At 38.2% G+C, this 24074-nt stretch carries 24 protein-coding genes; 3 read left to right on the top strand and 21 right to left on the bottom strand.

Going from position 1 to position 24074, the window contains the following annotated elements; translation table 11 throughout:
- Positions 1-136: 136 nt before the first annotated feature.
- Entirely contained in the window at positions 137-1144 is a 1008-nt protein-coding gene (locus ACKP2L_RS07150; RefSeq protein ID WP_439425171.1) for a capsular polysaccharide synthesis protein, read from the top strand.
- A 573-nt stretch (positions 1145-1717) separates the two neighbouring features.
- On the opposite strand, the gene ACKP2L_RS07155 is transcribed toward ACKP2L_RS07150, so the two are convergent.
- The 15 genes from ACKP2L_RS07155 to ACKP2L_RS07225 all read right to left on the bottom strand — a co-directional run bounded on the left by ACKP2L_RS07155 (position 1718) and on the right by ACKP2L_RS07225 (position 16543).
- Positions 1718-2644, bottom strand: a complete 927-nt coding sequence (locus tag ACKP2L_RS07155; protein ID WP_439425172.1) for a hypothetical protein — start codon at positions 2642-2644, stop codon at positions 1718-1720.
- A gap of 2 nt (positions 2645-2646) precedes the next feature.
- Positions 2647-4113 carry an oligosaccharide flippase family protein gene (locus ACKP2L_RS07160; RefSeq protein WP_439425173.1) on the bottom strand — a complete coding sequence of 489 codons (1467 nt, stop codon included), beginning with the start codon at positions 4111-4113 and terminating at the stop codon, positions 2647-2649.
- Positions 4114-5316 carry a hypothetical protein gene (locus tag ACKP2L_RS07165; protein WP_439425174.1) on the bottom strand — a complete coding sequence of 401 codons (1203 nt, stop codon included), beginning with the start codon at positions 5314-5316 and terminating at the stop codon, positions 4114-4116.
- 316 nt (positions 5317-5632) lie between these two features.
- Complete coding sequence (locus ACKP2L_RS07170; RefSeq protein WP_439425175.1) at positions 5633-6556, bottom strand: glycosyltransferase; 924 nt, start codon at positions 6554-6556, stop codon at positions 5633-5635.
- A gap of 140 nt (positions 6557-6696) precedes the next feature.
- Positions 6697-7653 (bottom strand): glycosyltransferase, encoded by a 957-nt coding sequence (locus ACKP2L_RS07175; protein ID WP_439425176.1) that lies wholly within the window; start codon positions 7651-7653, stop codon positions 6697-6699.
- A gap of 130 nt (positions 7654-7783) precedes the next feature.
- Positions 7784-8761, bottom strand: a complete 978-nt coding sequence (locus tag ACKP2L_RS07180; RefSeq protein WP_439425177.1) for a glycosyltransferase family 2 protein — start codon at positions 8759-8761, stop codon at positions 7784-7786.
- On the bottom strand, positions 8758-9747 hold the full coding sequence (locus ACKP2L_RS07185) for a glycosyltransferase family 2 protein (RefSeq protein ID WP_439425178.1): 990 nt from the start codon (positions 9745-9747) through the stop codon (positions 8758-8760). The genes ACKP2L_RS07180 and ACKP2L_RS07185 overlap by 4 nt, the downstream gene beginning before the upstream one ends.
- Positions 9748-10191: a glycerol-3-phosphate cytidylyltransferase gene (tagD, locus tag ACKP2L_RS07190; protein ID WP_439425179.1), complete on the bottom strand. Its 444-nt coding sequence runs from the start codon at positions 10189-10191 to the stop codon at positions 9748-9750.
- A gap of 17 nt (positions 10192-10208) precedes the next feature.
- On the bottom strand, positions 10209-11042 hold the full coding sequence (locus ACKP2L_RS07195) for a LicD family protein (protein WP_439425180.1): 834 nt from the start codon (positions 11040-11042) through the stop codon (positions 10209-10211).
- The gene (gene cps2T / locus ACKP2L_RS07200) at positions 11039-12226 is read right to left on the bottom strand and encodes a beta 1-4 rhamnosyltransferase Cps2T (RefSeq protein WP_439425181.1); all 1188 of its coding nucleotides are present in this window, start codon (positions 12224-12226) and stop codon (positions 11039-11041) included. The genes ACKP2L_RS07195 and cps2T overlap by 4 nt, the downstream gene beginning before the upstream one ends.
- Positions 12219-12854, bottom strand: a complete 636-nt coding sequence (locus tag ACKP2L_RS07205; RefSeq protein WP_439426225.1) for a sugar transferase — start codon at positions 12852-12854, stop codon at positions 12219-12221. Before ACKP2L_RS07205 ends, cps2T begins: the two co-directional genes overlap by 8 nt.
- Positions 12855-12914: 60 nt before the next feature.
- Positions 12915-13853, bottom strand: a complete 939-nt coding sequence (locus tag ACKP2L_RS07210; protein WP_439425182.1) for a CpsD/CapB family tyrosine-protein kinase — start codon at positions 13851-13853, stop codon at positions 12915-12917.
- Complete coding sequence (locus tag ACKP2L_RS07215; protein WP_439425183.1) at positions 13853-14554, bottom strand: YveK family protein; 702 nt, start codon at positions 14552-14554, stop codon at positions 13853-13855. The genes ACKP2L_RS07210 and ACKP2L_RS07215 overlap by 1 nt, the downstream gene beginning before the upstream one ends.
- A gap of 322 nt (positions 14555-14876) precedes the next feature.
- Positions 14877-15731 carry an alpha/beta hydrolase gene (locus ACKP2L_RS07220; RefSeq protein ID WP_439425184.1) on the bottom strand — a complete coding sequence of 285 codons (855 nt, stop codon included), beginning with the start codon at positions 15729-15731 and terminating at the stop codon, positions 14877-14879.
- A 74-nt stretch (positions 15732-15805) separates the two neighbouring features.
- Complete coding sequence (locus ACKP2L_RS07225) at positions 15806-16543, bottom strand: nitroreductase family protein (RefSeq protein ID WP_439425185.1); 738 nt, start codon at positions 16541-16543, stop codon at positions 15806-15808.
- A gap of 125 nt (positions 16544-16668) precedes the next feature.
- Between ACKP2L_RS07225 and ACKP2L_RS07230 the strand changes: the two genes are divergently transcribed.
- Positions 16669-17781, top strand: a complete 1113-nt coding sequence (locus ACKP2L_RS07230; RefSeq protein WP_439425186.1) for a helix-turn-helix domain-containing protein — start codon at positions 16669-16671, stop codon at positions 17779-17781.
- Between the two features lie 19 nt (positions 17782-17800).
- On the opposite strand, the gene ACKP2L_RS07235 is transcribed toward ACKP2L_RS07230, so the two are convergent.
- The 4 genes from ACKP2L_RS07235 to gnd all read right to left on the bottom strand — a co-directional run bounded on the left by ACKP2L_RS07235 (position 17801) and on the right by gnd (position 21597).
- Positions 17801-18721, bottom strand: coding sequence for an LppW family protein (locus ACKP2L_RS07235; protein WP_439425187.1), 921 nt, complete (start codon positions 18719-18721; stop codon positions 17801-17803).
- 8 nt (positions 18722-18729) lie between these two features.
- Positions 18730-19611 carry a DegV family protein gene (locus ACKP2L_RS07240; RefSeq protein WP_439425188.1) on the bottom strand — a complete coding sequence of 294 codons (882 nt, stop codon included), beginning with the start codon at positions 19609-19611 and terminating at the stop codon, positions 18730-18732.
- Positions 19580-20527 (bottom strand): DegV family protein, encoded by a 948-nt coding sequence (locus ACKP2L_RS07245; protein WP_439425189.1) that lies wholly within the window; start codon positions 20525-20527, stop codon positions 19580-19582. The genes ACKP2L_RS07240 and ACKP2L_RS07245 overlap by 32 nt, the downstream gene beginning before the upstream one ends.
- Positions 20528-20685: 158 nt before the next feature.
- Positions 20686-21597, bottom strand: coding sequence for a phosphogluconate dehydrogenase (NAD(+)-dependent, decarboxylating) (gene gnd / locus ACKP2L_RS07250; RefSeq protein ID WP_439425190.1), 912 nt, complete (start codon positions 21595-21597; stop codon positions 20686-20688).
- A 104-nt stretch (positions 21598-21701) separates the two neighbouring features.
- Here gnd and ACKP2L_RS07255 point away from each other — a divergent pair, with 104 nt between their 5' ends.
- The gene (locus ACKP2L_RS07255; protein ID WP_439425191.1) at positions 21702-22556 is read left to right on the top strand and encodes a MurR/RpiR family transcriptional regulator; all 855 of its coding nucleotides are present in this window, start codon (positions 21702-21704) and stop codon (positions 22554-22556) included.
- Positions 22557-22582: 26 nt separating this feature from the next.
- Here the strand turns inward: ACKP2L_RS07255 and ACKP2L_RS07260 are convergent, their stop codons facing one another.
- Both ACKP2L_RS07260 and ACKP2L_RS07265 read right to left on the bottom strand, forming a co-directional pair.
- Positions 22583-22996, bottom strand: coding sequence for a hypothetical protein (locus ACKP2L_RS07260; protein ID WP_439425192.1), 414 nt, complete (start codon positions 22994-22996; stop codon positions 22583-22585).
- Between the two features lie 49 nt (positions 22997-23045).
- A complete protein-coding gene (locus ACKP2L_RS07265; RefSeq protein WP_439425193.1) occupies positions 23046-23975 on the bottom strand; it encodes an alpha/beta hydrolase in 930 nt (309 codons plus the stop codon).
- Between the last annotated feature and the right edge of the window lie 99 nt (positions 23976-24074).

Genomic DNA, 24074 nt, shown 5'->3' on the forward strand with positions numbered 1-24074 from the left:
AGTGGCAGCTTTCAATTTTCGCATTATCGTAGGGATGACCGAGCATTGAATATGAATGTGCGATATTATGGCGTTTTAACAAACCTTCAACACCAAAACTAATAAATTGTTTCCCAATGTCAATGTGTCAACAAGTATGAAAAAATTTATGTCTTATAATGAAGAGGTTATGCTTTTCAAAAAAATAATTAGTCAATATCAAAAACAAGGTGGGTTCAAGCTAGTCAAATATTATTCTAAATCCCACGTGCTAGCATACGCACTCTGCATTGCCCCTTTTTTAGTAAGCAATAAGACTGGACAAGAACTTTTTCGTGAAGCAATAAGTAACAAAATTCAGAAAAAATTTTATAAAAAATATGTAAACTATAAGACCAATTCAAACTATCTTCAACAAGATCTTATAGGGACATCAAAGCATCACTCCTTTGATGAGAGACCAATTTGGTTTTGTTGGTTTCAAGGAATGGAGCATGCTCCTAAATTAGTGCAAATAAATTACGAAAACTTACAAAAAAAATTAGGAAGGAATAGAATAATACTCATCACAGCGAAGAATTTTTTGGATTATATAGAGTTACCCAAAAAATTGATCACCGATTGGCAAGATGGAAAAATTCCCAACACACAATTTTCCGATTTGTTGAGGGCTGAGTTACTCACTGAAAACGGTGGTATATGGCTAGACTCAACAGTCTATCTAAATTCTAAACAATTGCCTAATTACTTTGAAGAAGATTTATTTATTTATCAAAGCCTCAAACCAGGACGCAATGGCTTATCAATACCTATTTCGAATTGGGCTTTAGCCAGTAAACCGCATGAGCAACTGATTGAGCGTACTCGAAATCTCATGTTCGACTATTATCTAAGTGGAAAAGCAGTAACTGAGTATTTTCTGTTTCACAGATTCTTCATGGTCGCACTGGCTGAACGGCCAGAACTTGAAGCAAAAATAATAAAAGTCGATAACTCGCAGCCACACGCTCTATTAATTGCCATGCAAACGAAAGCAAATTTGTCTAAGACCGACATTGATAATTTGTTACGTTTATCAAGCTTACACAAATTAACAAATAAAATTAAAAATCCAACACAAGAGAAAAATTTGTCCAATATCATGTCAGAGTTAAAAAGGAATTAATTTTCTTTTATTTGATTTTGTTTGGAATCTTTCGTTCAACAGCACTCTGAAAAAACAAGCTGAACTCAAAAAATCTCTAAAACAATTTGGTTATTGTAAACTTTAGGCCAAACATAAATTATTTAAATTCCAGCCTTCATGGTAAGCGTAAAAAAACTTCACGGATATTTGTTAAACATTTCTGCTTGTCTTTCAGTGAGACTAATCAACTAATTTATCAACGATTCTTTTTGCCACAACATCCCAACTATAAAAAATTCTGTTTATTTTCAAATTTCATCCACAGCACTCTCAAGCATCGTTTAAACAACTCCAAAAATATAATGTGTTTCCTTGTGTATGTGTGCCTAAGAACAAAAACCCAGATGCCCATAACTGGGTTTTAGACATATTCGCCAATCTCTTACCTCAACTGTGTGCGACAACGTGCTACTGAATCGGAACACCGGTTGTACCTGTGAGAGGATAATGCGTAATTCGAGTAGTAGGCAATCACACACAAAGCGTCAAACAATATGGAACAATTTGGCATGTTTGTTGGAAAACCACAAAGTAAGTCAGTGCTTTAGAGAATTATTTGACTTGGGGCAAGAAGGTAGGGTTACTAATAACGAATTTTTTGAATTCATCGGTTTGCTTACCAAAACCAGCGTGCCCAACAACTGCATTTTCGTCTATCACCGCAACCTTAGCAGATTTGATAGCTAAGGAGTCAATTTTTTCTTCATCTATTCCCATACCATTGCCCGGCCGTCTCGGAAAACCTCCCATTTCCTCCCAAGTAGTTCTCTTAAATAAGATCAAGCCAATGCTATACCTTATTGGGCAAATGGAATAGTGAGTTTTTTTCTTGGAAAAGGAATTATTCAATCGGTCTATATTCGGTACGTAGCCGCCAACTCCCCACATGAATAATGCCGTATTAACATCTTCTTCAATAAGTTTATCTGGTCCTGACTCTATTTTGGCAGACCCGAATTTATCAATAAATGCATCTTTTTTATGTATCGAATCAAGAATTATAGAATAGCTATAGCCATTAACATTAATCAACGGTCCTACAAAAGCAGGATGATATTTATTATCTTTTTCGGCCACCTCGTACGTTGCCATTAAAGATTCAAATATATTCTCAGTTAACAAAATATCTTCGTCCATTTTATATATGTATTCAGCTTTGGGAAAACTGTCAATAACGAGATTTTGAAGAATTGAGACATTGTTTTTCAAAGAGTAAATATAAGACCAATTATGTTCTTCCGCTTTTTGCGAAAGAGTGCTAATTTTCTTTCCAGATGAAACAAGACATACATCAATGTTATCTGGTACAAATTTCATTAATCGTGCAAAAAAATTATCCCAAATGAAGTCTTTATACCCTATTAAAATATATAAAAGTATCTTTGAATTGCGGGATCTGATTTCTTTATGAGTTGATCCTTTGATTTTTTTGGTCAAAACATCTTTCGCATAATTAATTGCAATTCCTTTTAAATCCATGTTTAATTTTCACTCCTCTTTTTAAAAAAACTTAGTATTATCTTCATAGCAAGCTGAATAATGTCACTTTTGAAGAAACAGACAAGTATCACATAAAACAAAATAAATAATATCGCTTGACAAGCTATTAGATAAATGCCCCTTACATGTACAAACTCAACCACAAAATTTGTCAGTAACCAGCTTAATAGGGAAGCTACAAAATACTTAGCACCATCGAAGACAAAATTTTTGTAATGAATTTGATCAAAAGTTACTATGATTTGAACTATGGAAATAGTTCCTTCTGCCGCTAGTAAAGCTATAGCGGCACCTAGTGCCCCAAATTTAGGAGCAAGTAATAAGCAAATTACAAAGCTCACCGTTGAACTGACAACGGTAGAAAACGTATATTTTTTAATTTGACCTGTTGATAGCAAGAATTGGTAGCCCGTGATAGTGCTCCACGAATTAAAAACAAAAATAGGTGATAAAACACATAGAATAAGGCCTGCTCCTGCAAATGAATTGCCAAAAAACATTAGTGAGAATGGCGATGATATCAAAATCAAACCAAACATCATCGGAAAGGAAAAAGCATTCAAAAAGGTAAAACTATTTTTAATAACCTTATTAAAATCTTGCTTATTCTTTTTAGAAAATGCGTTAGTCAATCTAGGCAATGTTACAGTACCAATGGAAGCAATAGCCGTCAAAGATACTGTGATTATTTTATTAGCATTTTCAAAAATCCCAGATTGTTTATAACCGGCAAAGGCACCCAAAATAACTTTGTTCCCCACTAAATAAAGTTGAATTGCTAGTGATGGCAAGAATAAAGCGACCGATTTTAAGATGTGTGTTTTGTAAAGAGATAACTTCTTTTTGGAGAAAAAAGTGTGAATTTTAGGACGACTTACAGGCAGCCCAATCCACAAAGTAATGGCGGATAATAATGATATTAAATTTAGTAGATTTATATAGATTAAAGTATCGTCATGATTCTTTACGAAAATGAAAATACTCATTACTAGCAGAACCTTAACTAAGATGTTCCGAATAACTATTTTTCTGAAATTTTCCATGCCCATATATAACCACGAAATATCTAAAATCGTTGAACCATACGAAAGTATTTGAGCAATTAAAAAAATAGCATATTTTTGGCCGCGAAAAAACAAAAAAATCACGACCAAATAGATAATAAGAGAAACAAGTATTGTCAGAGATCGAATAAAAAAAATGCTCCAAAAAGTCTCAGAAAGTTTTTTATGGCTGTCTCGACTAGTTGCTATTAATTGTTGGCCATAAATATTGAATCCCAGTGTGCCAAACAACATAAACATAGAAACCACAGAATTTGTATACGCGTTAATGCCAATGCCCCGCGGACCTAAAACACGGCTAATGTAAGGAGTCGTAATAAGGGGTAAAATGATTTGAAATATTTGGAAGGTTAGATTATAAAGATAGTTTTTAAAAATACGCATTCAATATCCTCTTCTTTTAACAACCAATTTATGACAAAAAAGACTGTCGTTTTGCCAGTCGGATCTTTTTCGAAACACAGCGGAATAGAGAATAATTAGCGGGTTGCATTCAATATTTAAAAATTCTGGGTCTGTCATGGTAAAGATCAAAATTGATATAACGCAAATAATCGCAACAGAATCATTGTTACTTTGCAAAAAATCTATTAACCTTTGATTTGCAAAAACAAGGACAGCAGACACTACAATACCAAAAACAACCAACATTTGAATATAGCCACTGTCAATATAGGTATATTGAGTGATGACATCAGAATAGGCAGTCATCTGAATATGTTGAGGCCAAAAAGGAATTCTAAAACTATTTAAACCCATCCAAGCTAATCTCAACCTATTCGAAGTAATTCCATTCAACCAGGCAGCAAATGAATTGTTCTGGCCATATAAATAGACAAAGAAAATCGTTATTCCAAAAAAAACTACAGGTAACCATCTCATCATTCTTTTCTTCCACAGAGATGATAATCTAATTTTTTTAAAAAATGTTAATCCAATAGCCAGTGTCGCACAAAAAAAAGCACTAATGGTCCGAGATTGAAAAAAGAAAAAAATATTTAAAAGTTCAAGAATGAATAGAGCTTTTTTGGAAATCGTCTGTCCTTTAGACACTATATAACTTAACGACAAAAAGAAAAAAATTTTCGGTGCAAAAGTTGCATAAGTGAATCCAAATCCAGTTCTTAAAGAATTGGTGTAGCTCGTAAAAACGGGTTGTGGGAAAAATTTAAAAAAATATCCTAATATCGTGATAACAAACAAAGCACCAATTAAATAGGATAAATACAAAATTACTTTTCTAAAATTCACATCTCTGGCTGCATATACGATAGCTATTGTTGGTATCATCCATCTGAAATTTTGAGTTCTAAATAGAAGGATGCAAAGTAACGTAACTATTAATAAAGCAGAAAAATCTCTAATCGTCCTCAAGGAAAACAAAACTTCCTTCACCGCAACGAAAATAATGCATAAAATGATTGTCCCTGTTGATACTCGTAACCCTAACGTATTTAAAAATGGATTGGTCGTTCTAATCAAAAAGCGTGATACAACAAATGGTATCGAAGATGCTAAAATAAAAAAAATAGGTAACCAATCTAGTAGGTTAAGCTTTTGAGAATCTTCAATATGGTGTTGAATCATGTGTCCCCCCCTTTTTTTTTATGACCCTTCAATATATTTCCGTGAAAACATTGATAATTAATCTTTTTTCTTTCGTTTATATCCCCGAACGCACCAAATCTTATTTTTATCCATCCGTAAGAACACTTAGAAAATAGACTTTTCAGTAGACGTATAAACAATGAAGTCTATTTAAATTAAGAAATAAATGACAAATTTATCTTAAGCTGATTTTACTAAATAATCTTGCAAAATTATTTGCTTGTACCTCAGTACGTGATATGTGTCTTCCAACTAGCAGCATGAGGTATTAAAAGCGCTTTTCTGCAAGCAATTTTTATGGTAAATATTTTTTATTAATTCCAACTCTATTTTGCTTTCCATCTGCTAAAGCATCGTATCTAATTTTAGCCCATACTCTAGATCTTTTTACAAAAAGTCCTTTTAGGCAACATTTAATAAATTCAAATTTTCTTCGTCGCAAAAGCCTATGATAAGCAGATTTGCTGAAGTATTCTTTTAAAACGATTTGTTCATTCCGCAAAGCATAATAGGTTTTCCAATTTGCTGTATATTTTGTCTGAGGAAATTCGGGATGCCGGATAAGGGCGCTACTAACGTTTACGATAGGAGTATTTTGAGAAATTTTTAAAGAATAATCAGTATCATCAAACTGGCTAAATAAATCATATCTAGGCAATCCTATCTGCTTTAGCACATCGCTAGAAATCACTAGACCAACAAAAGAAGCAACGTTAATCAGATTAAACTTTTTCTGATAGTCTTCAATGGGCAAATTTTTTTGTTGACCAGTACGCAAATCCATAATACGTCGATGAAGAATTTCGATTTTTTTACTTTGAAGCCCAATCACAGTACCTGAAAAGGCAAAAACCTGTGGGTGACTAATGATTGCATCTTTAATTTTTTCAGTGAATTCAGAATCCATGAATGCATCGTCATCCATGATGATGATCCAATGATTTTCTACCGCTAAATGTTGGCCAACGTATTTCAGCCCTTCGTAAAAGCCTCGTGATCCTCCTTTGTTCTGTAGGAGATTAATGGGCTTGATATTTAATTTTCCATCATAATTATCTAAAAAACGTCGAGTGCCATCAGTACTCCCATTGTTAACAATGATCACATCGTGGACTGCATATGCTAAATGATCAATTTCATCTAAATTTTTCTTGAGGTATGACATACGATTATATGTCACCATAACAATATCAAACACAACCTTCTTATCCGTAGACATAGCTTCTCTCTCTTAAATATCATAAGTTAAGTCCAGCCAATGACCAAACACTTAACTTTCATCACCACTAATGGCGTACAAATCACAGAACTCTTTGAACAAAACAACACAATTTGCAATTTGCGTTGACACGACCGGGCTCAGAACATTTGGTGTGATTTCAGTACCCTACTTAACGTACCTAAATATCTTCGCATGGAACTAAATTGGAAAACACTCAGGAACAATCTTATTTTCGAATGTTGATTTATAAGTGACATTTCCACGTTGATGTCTCTGATCTTTTCAGCTAGTTGCTTGCGAAAAACTGTATCTTGTTGTTGATCCTTTACATAATCCAAAATGTATTGATAATAGACTAACAATTTCTTATTATAGTTGCTTAGTCTATTATCTATTCTTGAATTTTCTTCGGACCATGCAGAATTTTGATGCATGCGATGTGCAATCAGATTATCTTTGAGATGAAACAAAGAGTTATTTAAAACGGCTGATAGCCAACATGCTAGATCATGCGACTGAGATAATCCAAACGAATCTACAGGAATTTTATGAGCAATATCATGAATTTGAGAAACAAAACTGCCTTTAATCATAAAAGCGCATCCATCTCTACCAATTTGGAGATTACGGATATTTTGTGAAACAAGAAAGATATCATTTTCATAGTTAACTTCGGATATTTTTTTTAATCTATGATCCTTGTTGTCACCAAAAAAAACATAATCCGAAACTAACACATTTAGTTGGCTGATAGATTCACCGACCTGAACCATTCTGCTGACTTTATTAGTGTTCCAGATATCGTCCTGATCCGCAAAAAAAACATAATCTGTTTTTGCTGAATAAAGTAACTCAAAAAAATTATGCCTCCATCCCATATTCTTCGAATTAACTTGTAGATGCCAGTTCGTTAAATCGTTTTTTTCAATGAATCCACGAACTTTATTTACAGTATCATCTGTCGAATGATCATCAATAATAGAAACTTGGATAAATGGAAAATTTTGATTTTTAATAGATTCAATTTGCTTTTCAATATACATAGAGCCATTGTATGTAGACATTAAAATTGATACGGTTGGTTTTTTTTTCAAAATAAGTACCTCCAAATTTAAGTTTTCCTTTAAAGATAGTAAGATTAAAAAACAAGTTTCAAAGACAGAAACTTATAATCTTAAATGAAACACTTCGAAACACTTCCCCAAATTCTCAGATATATTTCATTCATTTAATAACTTTCCCAAGGCCAACTAGAATTAAAAACAAAATTGTTCTTTGTTTGACAGAAAAATTCCTCACCGATGATAAAGACCAATGTTTCCGAAGCTTTGCGGTTAGGTCTTTAACTTGTGGCTGAAACTGGTAAAATAAATTTTTTCGTGCAATCATTCGATAGCACTCGTACAGCCTGCTCATATAGTAGCCATCAACATATTTTTTCAATTGGCCATTGTTTTGATAAAAACGATAAACATCTTTCGATGAAGCAATAAAATCATTGATATTTTTTTGACCCAAGGACGAATTCACAATTGAATTCTTTCTAATTCGATAGAGATAATGTGAAGATGTACATATCCTCGCTTTACCAGCATAATAAAAAAATTTATGTGTTGTTGCTATATCCTCAAAATACCTATTTTCAGGAAAGGCAATACTATGGGCAGTAGCAATACTCTTTCTAAAAATAAACTGCCATGCGTAATTTTTGATATGATCTTTTAGAAGCTCTAGCAAAAGATCATTACCTCTACGTATTTTTTTTTGTTGAATATCAAAAAATTGATCATTCTTCTGTTGAAGTGCCTCGCCTTTATCATCAATCTCTTTATATGGGAAGAGCACCAAGTCCGCCCGTTCTCGTTCTAATATTTGCATTGATTTAAACAATAAATCCGATTCCAACAAATCATCCGCATCAAAAAAGAAAACATATTGCCCTGATGCGTGTTTTAAACCAAAATTCCTCGTTGCCGATAACCCTTGATTTTTTTGGTGAAAAATTTTGAATCTGGAATCTGCAATGTGTAAGGCACATTCGTCAAGGATAGCACCACTAGAATCAGTAGAGCCATCATCAATTGCTATAAGTTCCCATTGCCGATAAGTTTGATTTAAAACAGACTCAATACTTTTTCGCAAATAACGCTCAACGTTATAAACTGGCATAATCACAGAGAGCAGGATATTTGGTTGTATCATGCTCTCATCCTCTTTAATTTATACAACAAGACCAACAGATTCAGCTTAATAAGCAAGATTTTAATCCTATCTCGCGTATTAAATGATGAAACAGAAACAGTGGATACCTTTTTAAGAATCAGATGTTTAATCTTTTTTGTCAGCTGGAAATTTGCTGATCCAGCTTTGAGAGATATACCATAAGCATTCAATAATCTAGGAATTTGATAGGCATAAACCCAATTTTTTATTTCACTGCTGCTTGATTGAAAAAAAACATCTATTTCTTTCGTAGCCATTAGAATATCTTCCGCCTGAGAAACTTTTGGAAGATGCATAATTGAAGAATCGCGTTGAACATATTCATATAACTGTTTATTAAGAGACACCAACTTATTAGCAAAAAAAACTGTTTTATAGGTTGTTGCATAGTCTTCATATGAACGTCCCACAGGGTAAAGAATTGTATGATCTGCAAATAAAGATTTCTTGTAGAGGAAAGACCAAGCGAAATGTGGAAAATGATTTTTGAACAGTAAATTGAGTTTATCTTGGCCAAGAAAGACGCCTGTGGGAAAATTAGAAATAATCATTCTCTTTTCAGCTGGCTTTAATTCACCCTCCTTTCTAATAACCTCATAATTGAAGGCAACGAGATCAGCGTCGTGCTTCTGAGCTTGCTTCACAAGAACGGTAACCGCATCTTGCTTGAGTCTATCATCACCATCAAGAAACTCAACGTAATCCCCTTGTGCTGCTCGAATACCAATATTTCGGCTACCCGACAGCCCTTGGTTGTAGCGATTGATTATTAAATGAACGTTTTCATGGATGAACAGCATGTTTTTAAGAATGCTTAAAGTATTGTCTGTGGAACAATCATCAATCACAATTAACTCAATATTAGGATAACTTTGATTTAAAACGCTCTCTATGGTTTTTTTGACATATTTTTCGACATTATAAGCCGGAACAATCACACTAACCAGCGGATAGTTTGTAAGCATTTAGCGTTCTTTCCTTTCCGCTGCTGAGGCGTGTTTTGTGACTAAGTTCTTCGAGTTAAGATCCTTTTTTATCTGAGTAGTGGAGATTTCTGGTGTGCGCGGTAGATAGACAACATCCACACCTGTTTTTTCTTGAAGGTAATCGAATTGACCTGCCCAATCATCTCCCATGACAAAAGTATCTATCTGATAGAGCTTCATATCGTTAATTTTCTGGTCCCAATTCTCTTCAGGGATGACTAAATCAACATAGCGTATTGCCTCTAAAAGCTGCTTACGTTTTGCATAACTAAAGTAGGTTTTCTTTTGTTTAGAGTTCCAATTAAATTCATCAGTACTCAAAGCTACAACTAGATAATCGCCTAGAGCCTTAGCTCTTCTGAGAAGATTTATATGACCATAATGCAACATATCAAATGTTCCATAAGTGATTACACGTTTCATTTATATAATCCTTTACTTTAATTAATAATTTCAAAGTGCTTCTTTTCTTTGATTTCCTCCGAACTAGGAAATTGCATATAGTCTCCATACATGTGCTTTAAATACGCATCAAAATCATCTGGACCATTTGCCTGAAAATCTGCAAATATCTGTTTTTTCCCTATGCCTAAATATTTTTTTGGAAACAACTCTTTCTCTCGATAAGCACCCATAATAGAACCAACAAATCTTGATGTTTCAAAATTTTGTTTTTTTAGTAATTTATCAATTTTATAATAATAATGACTAGAATTCATAAATTTATTCGTACCAAGGAATCCAGCGAATTTAATAATAACTTTTTCGTAAAATTTCCTCGGTCGAGACAAATCAATATTATCGAAATTTGCTAATGATGCCATCATGCGCAAATATAAAATATGAAAAACAAAAATTTTTCTAGCTAAACTATTATTAGGTGCCCCATCAAGAGGAAAAATATCTAGAGAAGCGAATGATTCTGAGGTCTCGTTATTTTTATCTCTTAATTCCTTAACTCTAATGGTACGATCATAAACACGTGTAATATAATATTTATAATTTACATTGCTTTGGAAATTTTCAGCAAAATATCTATCCGGAAGCCAATCTTGTCTGTGAGATAGAAATTTTTCATAATCATCCCTTGGGACACCAATATCTAAATCATCATCCCAAGGAATAAAACCATGATGACGAACAGCTCCTAAAAGAGTGCCAGCAATCAAATAATAGTTAATATTATGTAGTTCCATAATCTCAATGATTTTTTTAAGCATCTGGGTATCTACATCCTGAAGTTTCTTTAAGTTATCAGACGGAACAAAATTCATAATACAAATCTCTTCTCATATTTATCGATAATGTTTTCCCAAGTAAACTCGCTTTCCACCCTTCCAACAGCGGCAGTTGTATATTTAGCAATATCTTCACTGTTAAATTCACTACTTTTATTAATGAGTTTCTCGAGATCACCGCTATCTTTAGACCAATACAAAGCACCATTCTTAGCAACTGCACGGTTGAAAGATACGTTAATTAATAAATTTAATCTAGTCATTGATAAAGCTTCAAGCAAGCTCGGATTAGTACCACCAACTTCGTGACCATGAATGTAAGCAAAAGCGTTTTGACGTATATACTTTAAAAGTTCTTGGTCATATACTGTACCAACGAATTTTACCCTTGGGTCTTTATCGAAATGAGTTGTCTCGATAAGGCGATTATAGAATTTATCTTTTTTAACATTGGTAATAAGTACAAAATCCTTACTGCTTTTGCTTTTAACAAACTCGCGGATCATAGTTTCATAGTTATTTTCAGGAACGAATCTGCCAACAACAAGAAAATAATTATTCTCTTTAATTCCCTTAGATGAAAACCAATCTCGAACTTTTTTATCTTCTCTAGTCAAGACTGATTTTTTAACGTCTGTACCATAGGCAATATAAGTAGTATTAGGTTTGAATTCCGCATATTCCTTTTGAATATATTTTTCTATCTCAGGATTATCGGCTATTATCAGATCAGCGTTCTGCACCATTTTTTTCTCAGAATACTTCCAATATTTTCTCACTGGTTTAGGCCACTTTGCTCTCGCCCATTCATGTCCATCCGGATTAAGATAAAATTTTCCTCCGATTTTGTGAATTTGTCTGGCAAATTTTTTTGCAAAAGGTCCTATTCTATTAGCCAATACATAAAAAATTGGTGAATCGTCGTTATTTTGTGTACTAATATTTATGGCTTTTTTTAATGACTGATAGTCGTACACAATTGCTTGAGCGGGACCGATATTTGGAACTTTTATAGAAAAAACATCAGCGCCATTGTGATCAAATCTTGCGTTGTTTCTGGATAAATCACTATTATCAAAACGGCTAGATACATGATACTGAATATTTTTATTTTTTTGACCAGCTGTTAATTTTTCTACAAAAGTCTCAAAACCGCCATAATTAGCCGGTATACCCTTGGAACCAACTATATAAACTTGTTGTTTCTTTGATTTAGCCACTAGTCAATAAGCCCCCCGAATTCTTGCTAACGACGATCCAAATCGTTCTTAAACAAATCTTCAAATCTTTGATCAAGCTTCTTTCCCTGATATATTTCAGATCCAATTCGATCATATCTTTGAATTCAAGGTTAGACCTTCCCGATACCTGCCACAAACCAGAGATACCGGGCTTCGCTAACAGGCGATTTTTATCATATTCAGAGTATTTAGCTAGTTCCCTGGGCAGACATGGTCTTGGTCCGATCAAAGACATTTCACCCTTTAAAACATTCAAGAATTGCGGTAATTCATCTAATGAATAATGACGAATGATCCTGCCTACTTTGGTCACTCTCGGATCTTCCTTCATTTTAAACATGCCGCCGTGTATTTCATTTCTATCAAGCAGCTTGTCTTTTAATTCATCAGCATTAACGACCATACTGCGCAGCTTGTACATTTTAAAAGGCTTCCCGTTCAATCCGATTCGTTCCTGGACGAAGAAAGCCGGTCCGCCATCCCTTTTTATCAAAATAACAAGGATGGCGATCGGTAAAAAACTGATCACCAGGCCTACAAAACCGCCAACGATATCAAACGAACGTTTGCCAGCATAATAAAAAAGACTCTTTTCAGGAAACTCGATTATTTCCTGAATCTTTTCATCTTGATCTTGTGATTTCCCAATGTTCAATGTTTTCACGACTTACCTTCCGTTTTCTGTATAACTTCCAGCCTGCCAGTAGGGCTTATTTATATCTGTATCTTTTTCCTCTTTACTTTTTTCGATCGGATTATTAGCGATGTTTGCTTTGGCTAATACCTTGCTGTCAACTGTCTGAAAAGAAGCCTTTTGATAGCCGCTATGCCGATCCATTCTTTCCTGTCGCTGAGCTACCTGTTCGGTCGTCATTCTGTTAGTCGATGAATAATCATATCCATATTTATAGCCATAACCTTTATCAGCTCTATTTGGGTCCCTCGATACTAAGCCAAGTATTTTGACCTTGGCCAGCTTTAGAATATGAACAGCTTCTAAAAGATTGCGTTTTTTTGTCTTGCCTAAAGCAGCAACTAAGACTACCCCGTCAGTTCGCGGCAGCAATGATTGCGCATCAGGAACCATCAGCAGCGGCGTTGAATCGATCACCACTAAATCAAATTGTGCTTTCATCCAGTCGATCAGTTGGATCATCTTTGCCGAACCTAATAACTCGGAAGGATTGGGCGGTAAAGGACCCGAAGCTAGGACAAAAAGACCCTGAACTTCAGTTTGCACGATCATGTCGGCCGGTTGATCACCCATCGCCAGGATCGTTGTCAAACCACGAGAATTGTCGATACCAAAAGTCTTATCAATCGTTGGACGTCTTAGATCTGCGTCGACCAATAAGACGCTTTTGCCTGCCTGTGCCCAAGCTACTGCTAAATTCTGTGCGGTTGTCGACTTTCCATCCGACATCTCCGAACTGGTAAAAAGAACTGTTTTAAAATTTTTGATCGCTGCCGATGCAAAATCAATATTTGCCCTGAGGACACGAAATTGCTCGGAAACAACGTTTTGCGGATCATCTTTGGTAACCAAAGGAACACCAAAACGCGCAGACTGATTATTTTTCAAAGATTTTCTTTTTCTGCCGAACATCAACGATTCCTCCTGTGATGATGAAAATTTGCGTAATTAACAGTAGCCAAATTATTAAGCCCGAGCTTATTAACGAACTCAACATCACGGTAGGTATTATCCATTAGCTCTCTTATTAAAATTACGACGATCGCGATGAATATCCCTAACAGAAAACCGGCCGCCGTGAATAATCTTGTATTCGGGAATACCGGCCGTCCAGAAACAGTCGCACGCGAAACGACTGAAACTCGAGATACTTGCGGCATCAGCTGACTGATCCGTTGACGGAAAACATCGGCAGTACGGTTAGCGATATCCCTAGCTTCATAAGGATCGTTAGAACGTGCGTTGATAGAAAATATTTGTGAATTTTGTGAAGCTTCAGTCGTGATACTATGCTGAAGGCTGGCACGATTAATATCTGGAAATCGGTTGGACAAAGAACTCTCTACCGGGTCAACGATGGCTGGGCGAGTTACAAGATCCCTATAGGTATAAATGATCTGGACATCGGCTTGCTGGTCATTATAAGCAGCTGCTTGCTGATTGTTTTGACTACGGTTGACCAGCAAAGCAGTCGTTGATTGGTAGCGCGGTGTTATCAAATAATGGCTTACAGCAAAAGCAGCTCCCGCAAAAACGATCGCCGATATAAGCAAAAAGGCGAAGTTTTTTTTGAAGAGCTCCCATAAGCGTTGATAAGAAATCGTCGTGTCCATTTATTCTCCCTAAAAAATAAAAATTAAATTTGACTAATTACTTTTGATTATAAACTGCAATCAAAAGATTTCTTCTTCCTGAATGTTAAGGTTTTGTTGCTTTTGTTACAAAAAAATTTCAGATAATTCGTATTTCAAAAAAGTTTTTGATTAGAAATTTTCACTAAAAAAATGTATAACATTGTACAATGCTTGATTCATAAACTCATAGGATTTTTATAGCTTGTGAAAAATATTTTAATACCGTTATGAATAAAATTTACAACTGTATAACTATTTTTTAGTAAACAAAAAGCCCTGCAAAAAACAGGGCTTTCGTTAACTATTTTTCATCCCCGAAAAACTGATCGATCATCTCGACTGAGATCCGCCCAGCTCTGCCGGGGAATTCATGCGTCCCGCCGGCGATCACTTCCAGCCGCGCGTGATCATAAGTCTTTTGCAGGCGCTCGATATAGGACATCGACACCAGCGCGTCACGATCTCCATGCATGATCAAAACCGGACCGTGATACCGAGCTGCCCTTTTATAAATATCCTGACCCAATAAGGCCTGATAATAAGGGCGTCCGATCGTCATCCCGAATAGATCGACACCGCCGGCCGGCACCTGATCAGCACTGGTAAAATGCTCCTCAGCATCATCTTCGATATTAAAAGCCGGATAAAGCAAGGCCAAAGCCCTGACTTGATCAGGATGGGCTGCCGCCGTCAAAGCCGCAACGACACCACCAAGACTGGCACCAGCCAGATAGACGCGATCGGTATCGACATCATCACGGTTTCTAATATAATTCAACGCCGCTTCCAGATCGCTTTGCTCACTGGCGATCGAAACATGTTCGCTATCCCGGCCGGTACTGGCAACGTTATAACCGCCGCCGGGAAAATCAAAAACATAAGCAACGAATCCTTTTTCAGCTAAAGAACGCGCGTACATAGCCATCTGTGAGTGATCCCCGGTAAAACCATGGGCGATGATCGCTGCCGGATGCTTTCCCTCTGTTTGCGGTACATAGATCTTTCCGTATAAACGGATCGAATCATAATCGACCCACTGTGTTTTGACTGTAAATTCCATTTTATCTCCCTGCCTGTCGACTGCTCGATGCGAATAAAAAGCAAACCAAATCGACAATAAGATCAACAGTAAAATTATCGATAAAAATATTGTCATGATCATCCTGCGGCTCACTTTTTATTCCTTTTCAATAAATATAAACCTTGGAGCCAGCTTAAAGGCAAGCATTTTTATTTCAGAGCAAAACCCTTGTCATGCGCGTACTTAGTCAGAGCCGTTGAATCAAAAGGCACAGCGATCCGCTTCTTATTATGGCTGGTCCAATCATCGTCGATACCGCGGTCCTTATAGTACGACCGCATCGTTTTATTATATTCAGCCACTCCGGCTTCGATCTTTTTTTGGTCGTAAGCGTCCTTTTGCCAAAAGACTGACAAAGGCAGCTTTGGTTTGACTCCCGGATCGTTAGCTGGTACCCCTAATGCCAAAGTAAAGATAACTTTGACCATTTTCGGCAAATGAAGATACTTTTCATAGATCTCGAAAGCTTTGACCGGTCCGGCCATCGTCACACCGCCGTAACCCAAAGAATTAGCCGCTAAAATGGCAGCATAAGCCGCGATACCGGCAGAGATCGCTGCCCCTTCCAAGTAGTTGTAAGCTCCCATATTTTCAACGGCAGTCGCTCTTTCTTCCTCATTCAGACCGATCAGCATTTTATTGTAATCAGCCGTGATGACAAAGAAACGATCAGAAGTCGCCACGTGAGCCATCCCCGATATCTCTGCCGCTTGTTCTTTGATCTTTTGGTCGCTGATCTCGATAAAGGTCGACGGCTGATAATTATTAAAGTTGGGCACTGATTTGGCCGCTGAAATGATTTTGGTCAGATCGTCTTCCGGAATATGCTCGCCGGTGAATTTTCGGATCGACTTTCGTTCGTGGATCAATTTCAAAATGTCATTCATACTTTTCTCCTCGCTTATTAATTTTATCGAAATAACTTATTCGATGTAAGCAAAAAATTACACAATTCTGCTCCCTTTTTGCGATAATAGTATAGTTAATAACTTCAAAGGTGGTCGAATATCTAATGTTTCGAAACGAACTACAACAGCTGTCAAGTATTTTTTCAATCGATATCTTCTTATATGATGAAAATGGCGAATTGCAGCTGCTAACGAATGACGCTAAAAATTTTAACTATGATTTTTTAAAAAAAGCAGCCAAGACTTCTTTTTCCAAAGAGTACACACTGATAAATTTCGAGAACGGCTATGTCCTCTCTATTCCGCTTCCATCTGGTGAAAAGCTGATCGGGCTCAAAGAGATCAACGAACTGGAGACACAGAACCGGCCGCTCAGCTATATAAATTTTCTCAGCCAATCAGCCAACGTTTCCAAAATGATCTATTTTCTTTATGAGGAAGAAAACGCACCCGAACGCAGCCTGGCTCTCTATAAGATGAGTATCAAGGGTCAGATGATCAAACAGCTCGGACCTTTCGATGACATCGTCGGTTTTCACATGCATACATACTCTTTGCTGAAGAGCTTAGCAAAACTAGAAGAGGAAGAATTCCAGAGCGATCTCGATAAATTAGAAACCTTCAGCATTCTTGGCCAAGCCTTAAAATCCAACAATGTTATCCGCGGTGAAAAAGATATTCTGATCGATTTAGTCTCTAAGTTCACTGATACCGTTGAAAACAATGGTTTGAGCATCGAAAAAAGCATCTACCTGCAGACAGAGATCGTTCAGCGAATCGAGGCTCAGCAGAATATTTTTGGCTTCAATGCTTGGCTTGAAGAGATCGCTTGGACTTTTTTCCGTGAACTAAAGCGGTTCAAAAAAGAGAACACCCTCAGCCGTGCTGACCAGATCGAACAATATTTGACCAACCATTTTCAAGAAAACGTCAAAATATCCGATATCGCCGATCGTTTATCAGTATCCAAACAAAGCATTAACAATATCTTCAAGCAAAAATACGGTCTGACCGTTAAGAAATATCTGATCAACTTAAAGATCGACGGAGCAAAAAGATTATTGACACAGACTAATTTTAAAATCAAAGATATCGCTAATTACCTGTCCTTTACCGATGAAAGCTACTTTATTCTGACTTTCAACCGCTACTGCAATATGACGCCGGCAGCTTTTCGAAAATTAAATAAGGCAAGAGCCAGTGAAAATGAAGCATAAAAAAACTAAGTCTCAAGGCTTAGTTTTTTTGTAACTGCATCGTATTCGGATTAAAAAGGTTGCGGGCGATCCTGGAAGTTAGGCGTTCGCCGGCCTGTGAACTTAGATTATTTTTAGTCATGATCGCAATCAAATAACGATCATCAACACTGCCGACACTGTTAACATACCAGAGGCCATCGTCGTCATTGAGCCAGCCATTTTTAAAATGTGCGTCTTTGAGACGGCCGACCCCAAAGGATTGACCGGGAATAACTTGACCGGTCAGATTCATGATGTAGCTTTTCTGATCAGCGGGCAGCCGGCGAATATAATCAAGCAATTTCAACTGATCGGCTGCTGTCGAAGTCGACATACCAAAACCATCATAATCAGAGACAGTCGAGGTCATCGACAAACGGGCCCAGAAAGCTTCCAAAGCCGGAAAACCACCCAGTTCGTTAAAAAGATAGGTCGCACTGTCATTATCCGAGTAAGTTATCATCGCCTGTGCCTGCTGATCATCAGTGCCGGTCAAAGGGCCATACTGGCTGACCAGAGCTGTTAAGATCGATAATTTGATACTGCTCGCCAGCCAAAAATTAGAACCGCCATTGCTGTAGGTCAGCTGCTGGCCGCTTTTCTTATCTAAAAGCGCCACATCGACTTTTGACTTGCCGACGATCGCATTCAAACGCCGAGTCAGTTCGGCTTGGTCAGGAAGTGTTTTTCCATTATCAGCCGGATCATGGCCTATCCCTTTTGAAAAACTATTGACGATTTTTTTAATACCGCGATCAGCATTTTTTCTGATGGTATTCAAACGGCTGCCGGCTTTGCCGATCAAAGTCGATGAGGGCGAGCTGTCGGCTTTGCCCTGGCTTTTAGCTTCAGTGAAGAAAAAAACAATGACGAATAAAAGAGCTAAAGCTGAAATTGTTAGTAGGATCTTCCTTTTCAAAATTCTTCCTATTCCGCTTTCGCCAAAGCTTTCCAATCATCCATATAAACAAATCCGACCGCCTTCTCGCCGGTATGTACACCGATCATCGGATCGATCGAAATCATTTCAATCGTTAGATCAGGGTATTTTTGACTGAATTCCTTACGCCATTCTTCAGTCAGTTCGCGATTATTGGCATCGGCAAACATGATCCTGATCGGCTGATCAAAATCTGCTCGCTGACTTTCAAATTTTTTCAAAAGCCAGCGGAAAACTCTGCGCATCTGCCGTTCTTTAGCGACCGCGACGATCTTGCCTTGATCATCAAAATGCAGGATCGGTTTGATATTCAGCAAGCCAGCAACCAAAGCAGCGCCGCCGGCTAAACGACCGGTCCTTTTCAAATGATTGATATCATCCACGATCAAATAAATGTTGGTCGAATCGCGCAAGATCGTTAATTTTTCGATTATCTGATCTAGATTTTTGCCCTGTGCTGAAAGTTCAGCCGCTAACAAAGCCTGTGCCCCGGCCACACGCAAAGTTGATTTGCTGTCCCAAACAGTCACATCCAATCCTTGATAATCGCCCGCAAGATTAAGCAAAGAATTATAAAAACCCGAAATACCTGCTGACAAACACAAAAAGATCGCTTGTCGATAACCGGCTTTTTTGACCTGATCAAAAACAGAGATAACGTCGGCTGGCGACGGCTGGCTGGTCGTCGGCAATTCTTTGGCTGAATTCATCTCCTTAAAAAATTTAGCCGGATTCGACCAATCAGATGAATACCTGACACGTCCGTGGAATATCAAAGGTACTGGAACCGTATAGATGCCATAGTTTTTGATATCGTCTTCGCTTAAATTGAAAGAACTATCGGTTATGATTGCTATATTTTTTGACATCTTTATCCCCATCCCCTTTATCTGTTTTATCGAAATAACGATCGTAATCAGCGGACCAGATAAATCCAACTGCCTTTTCACCCGTATGCACACCGATCAGCGGCCCGATGATCCCCCGTTCGACCACCAGTTCCGGCCACTGCCGTTTGCATTTTTCCATCCATTCCGCACTCAGTTCCGGATTGTTAGCGTCAACGACCGATACCCGTAATTTCAAACCGCGCTGACGATATTCTTTAACGACCGGATCGAAATGTTCAGCAATATAGCGCCAAGCCCCGCTCATCTTGCGCTCTTTGGCGACTGCATCGATCTTGCCTTCTTTATTAGTGTCGATCCGCAAGATCGGTTTGATACTCAACAATCCGGCGATCAGAGCCTGTCCCCCGGAAAGCCGGCCGGTCCTTTGTAAATGCTTGATCGAATCAACGACGAAGAAAACATCTGTCGTACTTCTTTGTTCTTTAAGTCTATCAAGGATCGTTTGAAAATCAACACCCGCTTGAGCCGATCTCGCTGCCATCAAAGCTTGGTTGCCGGCACCTGCGCAGGCGATCTTAGAGTCCCAGGCGACGATCTTCAACTTATCAGCAAACTTTTCAGCGGCCGAAAAAGCCGTTTGGTAGGTACCGGAAAAACCAGACGAAATAGTGATAATGATCGCCTGTTGAAAACCATCATCGATCACTTGCTGGATCGTTTTTTCAACATCAGCTAATGAAGGCTGGCTAGTCGTCGGCTGAACCGATGCTTCTTTCATTTGCCGGTAAAAATCAGCGTTATCCGGCCAATCTGATTCATGATAAACCTTTTGTCCAAAAATAACCGGATCATCAATTTTATAAATATGGTATTTTTGCAGATCCAAATTATTTATATAACTAGAACTGTCAACGATAATTGCTGTTTTTTTCATCACTTATTCGAATACTCTAAATGAGTTTGCTGAGTTTAGGTAAGCCTCTCAATAATTTTAGCCTAAAGTGACTTTTTTTGCCGAAATAACTTATTTTTAGATAGAAAAAAACTCCAGCAAACAAATCTGGAGCTTTTTTTGCTTATTTACATCCAATATCAATCTTCGTCTTCGACCAAGTCGACTGAGTGACCGCCGAATTCGTGACGCAAAGCTGCCACGACTTTACCGGTAAAGGTATCATCCTCCATCGAACGATAGCGCATCATCAAGGCCATAGTTATGATCGGCGTTGGTACTTGAAGATCAAGCGCCTCTTGAGTCGTCCACTTGCCCTCACCAGAAGAATGCATCCGACCAGCGATCTTTTGCAGCTTAGGATCCTTGCTGAATGCGTCTTCAGCTAATTCCATCAGCCAGCCGCGAATGACTGAACCGTGGTTCCAAAGCTTAGCCACTGCCTCATAATCGTAGTCGAATTGGGAAGCCTGCAAAACGTCGAACCCTTCAGCGATCGCCTGCATCTCACCATATTCGATCCCGTTATGGACCATCTTCAAGTAATGTCCGGATCCGAGCTTGCCGGTATAAAGATAACCGTCCGGCTCAGAAATAGCTTTGAACAGCGGTTCGATGATCTTCCAAGCTTCCGGATCATCTCCGCCGATCATAAAGTTGCCGCCGTTTCTAGCACCTTCCATACCGCCGGAAGTCCCGGCATCAAAGAACTTTATTCCGGCAGCGGTCGTCCGCTTATTCTGTTCCAAATTATCTTTATAGTTAGAATTGCCGCCATCGATCAAAACGTCGCCAGCATCTAATTTGCTGATCAGATCATCGATCGTAGAATTAGTCGGCTTTCCAGCCGGGACCATCACCCAAACGATCCGCGGGCTGGACAGCTTGCTGACTAATTCAGCGGTTTCGACTGCTGTTTGTGCACCGTAAGCAGCAGCCTGTTGAAGTGAATCCGGATTAAGATCTAAACCAACAACATCAATGTTGTGATCGATCATATTTTTTACGAGATTAAGGCCCATTTTTCCAAGGCCGATCATACCAACTTGCATTCTTCTAATGCTCCTCTTTTCGAATTAACAAGTTTATTCTATGAAACTTTTTTACTAATTTCAACAATTTTTGTGTAAAATATTTACATAGAGGTAAATCAAAAATGCAGAACGTTCCCGAAAAAATAAGGTCGGTTTATGAAAAATTGCATCCGACTGAAAAAAAGATCGCTGAATACATCCTTGCCCATCAAGATATCTCCGCCGACGCTACCATCCAGAACCTGGCCAACCGCATCGGCACTTCGACCGCTTCGATCTCGCGATTTGCAAAGCACTTGGGCTATCCGAGCTTCCGCGACTTTTCGATCGCCATTTCCGCTAGTCAAAAAAGCAGCAGTTCGGATTTCTTCACTGAGATCGATCACGAGGACAGCAGCACAAGGGTCGTCGATAAATTATTCAAAGCCGGCATTTCAGCCCTGCGTTCAACAGCTTCAAATCTGAGAGTAAAAGACTTGGAAAAAGCTGTTGATTGGCTGATCGGTTCGCAAAAAACCGGTTTTTTCGGTATCGGCGGATCATCGATCGTGGCCTTCAATGCCTATCACAAATTTTTGCGCACGCCGCTTAACATCGTCAGTCATCCGGATTACGACATTCAGATCATGCAGGCTGCTCATTTGAACGAAAAATGTCTCGGTATCGTCATCAGCCATTCCGGTCGAAACCAAGACACTTTGCTGGTCGAAAACAAGCTAAGAGAAAACGGTTGTAAAATAATCGCCATCACTGCTTTCCCTGAATCACCGGTCGCAAAAAATGCCGATCTGGTCTTGAACTCTTATTCTGAAGAAGTGAATTTTCGCCAAGAATCAATGAGTTCCCTGATCGCTCAGATAACGATCATCGATACTTTATTTACCCTTGTCGGTCATCGTCTGGAAAAAGACACCAGCCGAGTCATCACGAAAATGCGTCGTGTCATCGAACAGACCAGAGTTAAAAAACAGCAATAAAAAAACTGCCGGAGGGCAGATTTTTATCAATATGATGAGCCGGTCGATTGTGACGAACCGCCGCCAAGCAGCAGACTGAGAAACGGCATGATCACCTGATAGAAGATCAGGTAAAAAGACAAAAGCCAAAGCGACCAGTAAAAAAGCTTTACCGGTAATTGGAACTTAAAAGCAGGCTTGCTGATGACTGTCTTGGTTTCCTGAGTCTCTTTGATCGGTCTGATCTCAGCAGCCTTCCGATATTTGGCAAAACGGTTAGGAATGGCCAATGGTTCCGGCTGATCGTTTATATCAGTCGCTGCCGCTTGGTCCTGATCTCTTTGCTGGTAATGATTTTTAACGCTGATGCCCAAGCGGATCAAGAAAATGGCCAAAACCAGAAAAATGATCTGTGAAAAAAGCAGGTAAGCGTAATTCAAGATTGCAAAAAATATGTTCATTATTGTTCCTTTCAAGCAACCATTTCATTTTAACAAAATTTAAAGAGAGTTATTTAAAGTATAGATTAAGAAAATCACTGATCCGCTGGCGATAAGCTCGGGTATGGTCGGCAAAAGAATGAACATGGGCCGAACCCGGAAAAATGTAAAGCTGCTTCTTTGAGTTACGATCAGCCTTATAAAGACTGTTGACCATTTTGGTCGGTACGAACTTATCAGCCCCGCCGTGGATAAAAAGCATCGGCCGCGTATTTTTTGCCAGCTGTTTGACCGAACTGGCCTGATAATATGAATAGCCGGCAACGACCTTTGAGATCAAGCTGACAGTCGGCAGGAAAAAAGTTCCTGAAACGTGAAACATCTGACCGGCTTGATAATCTAATTCATCACTGACACTGGTATAGCCGGAATCTTCGATGATCGCTTTAACATTGACAGGCAATTTATCGCCGGAAAGCATCGTGACCGTCGCAGCACCCATTGAAATACCAAAAGGTACGATCTGGACTCTGGGATTTCTTTTTATCAAATAATCGATCCACTTTTTAAGATCATCTTTATCCAACCAGCCGTAACCGATGAAATTGCCCTGTGAACGGCCATGGGCTCGATTATCGACAGTCAGTGTGTTATAACCCATTTGTGAAAAGAGGCCGGCATAACTTTTCATCCCCGTCTTATTGTGACGATAGCCGTGGACGATGATAACGGTCTTATCAGTCGGTCGAGCAGCCGGCAGATAATAAGCATCAAGCCGCAGACCATCGGAGTGTGTATGTACATTGCTGCCGGCTTGGGCATAACGCTGCTGAAATTCCCTTAGATAAGGAAGCTGACGACGGCTGAAAACATCGCTGCGTGTGTAATCTAAACCATTATGTGAATTTCTTACTTCGGCAAAAGAAAAGAAAAAGGTACAAACGGCTAAGTAAATTATTATGATCCCGATAAATATTCGGATGAACCAACGACGAAACATAACTTTTAATATACCTTAATCCGCTAAAATTTTCCTATATTATGTGCTTTAATACATACGAACAGAGGTGCGCGTTTAATTAAAATCTGCTTCCTGATA

It is taken from the genome of Oenococcus alcoholitolerans (assembly GCF_051852995.1).
Classification (GTDB): domain Bacteria; phylum Bacillota; class Bacilli; order Lactobacillales; family Lactobacillaceae; genus Oenococcus; species Oenococcus alcoholitolerans.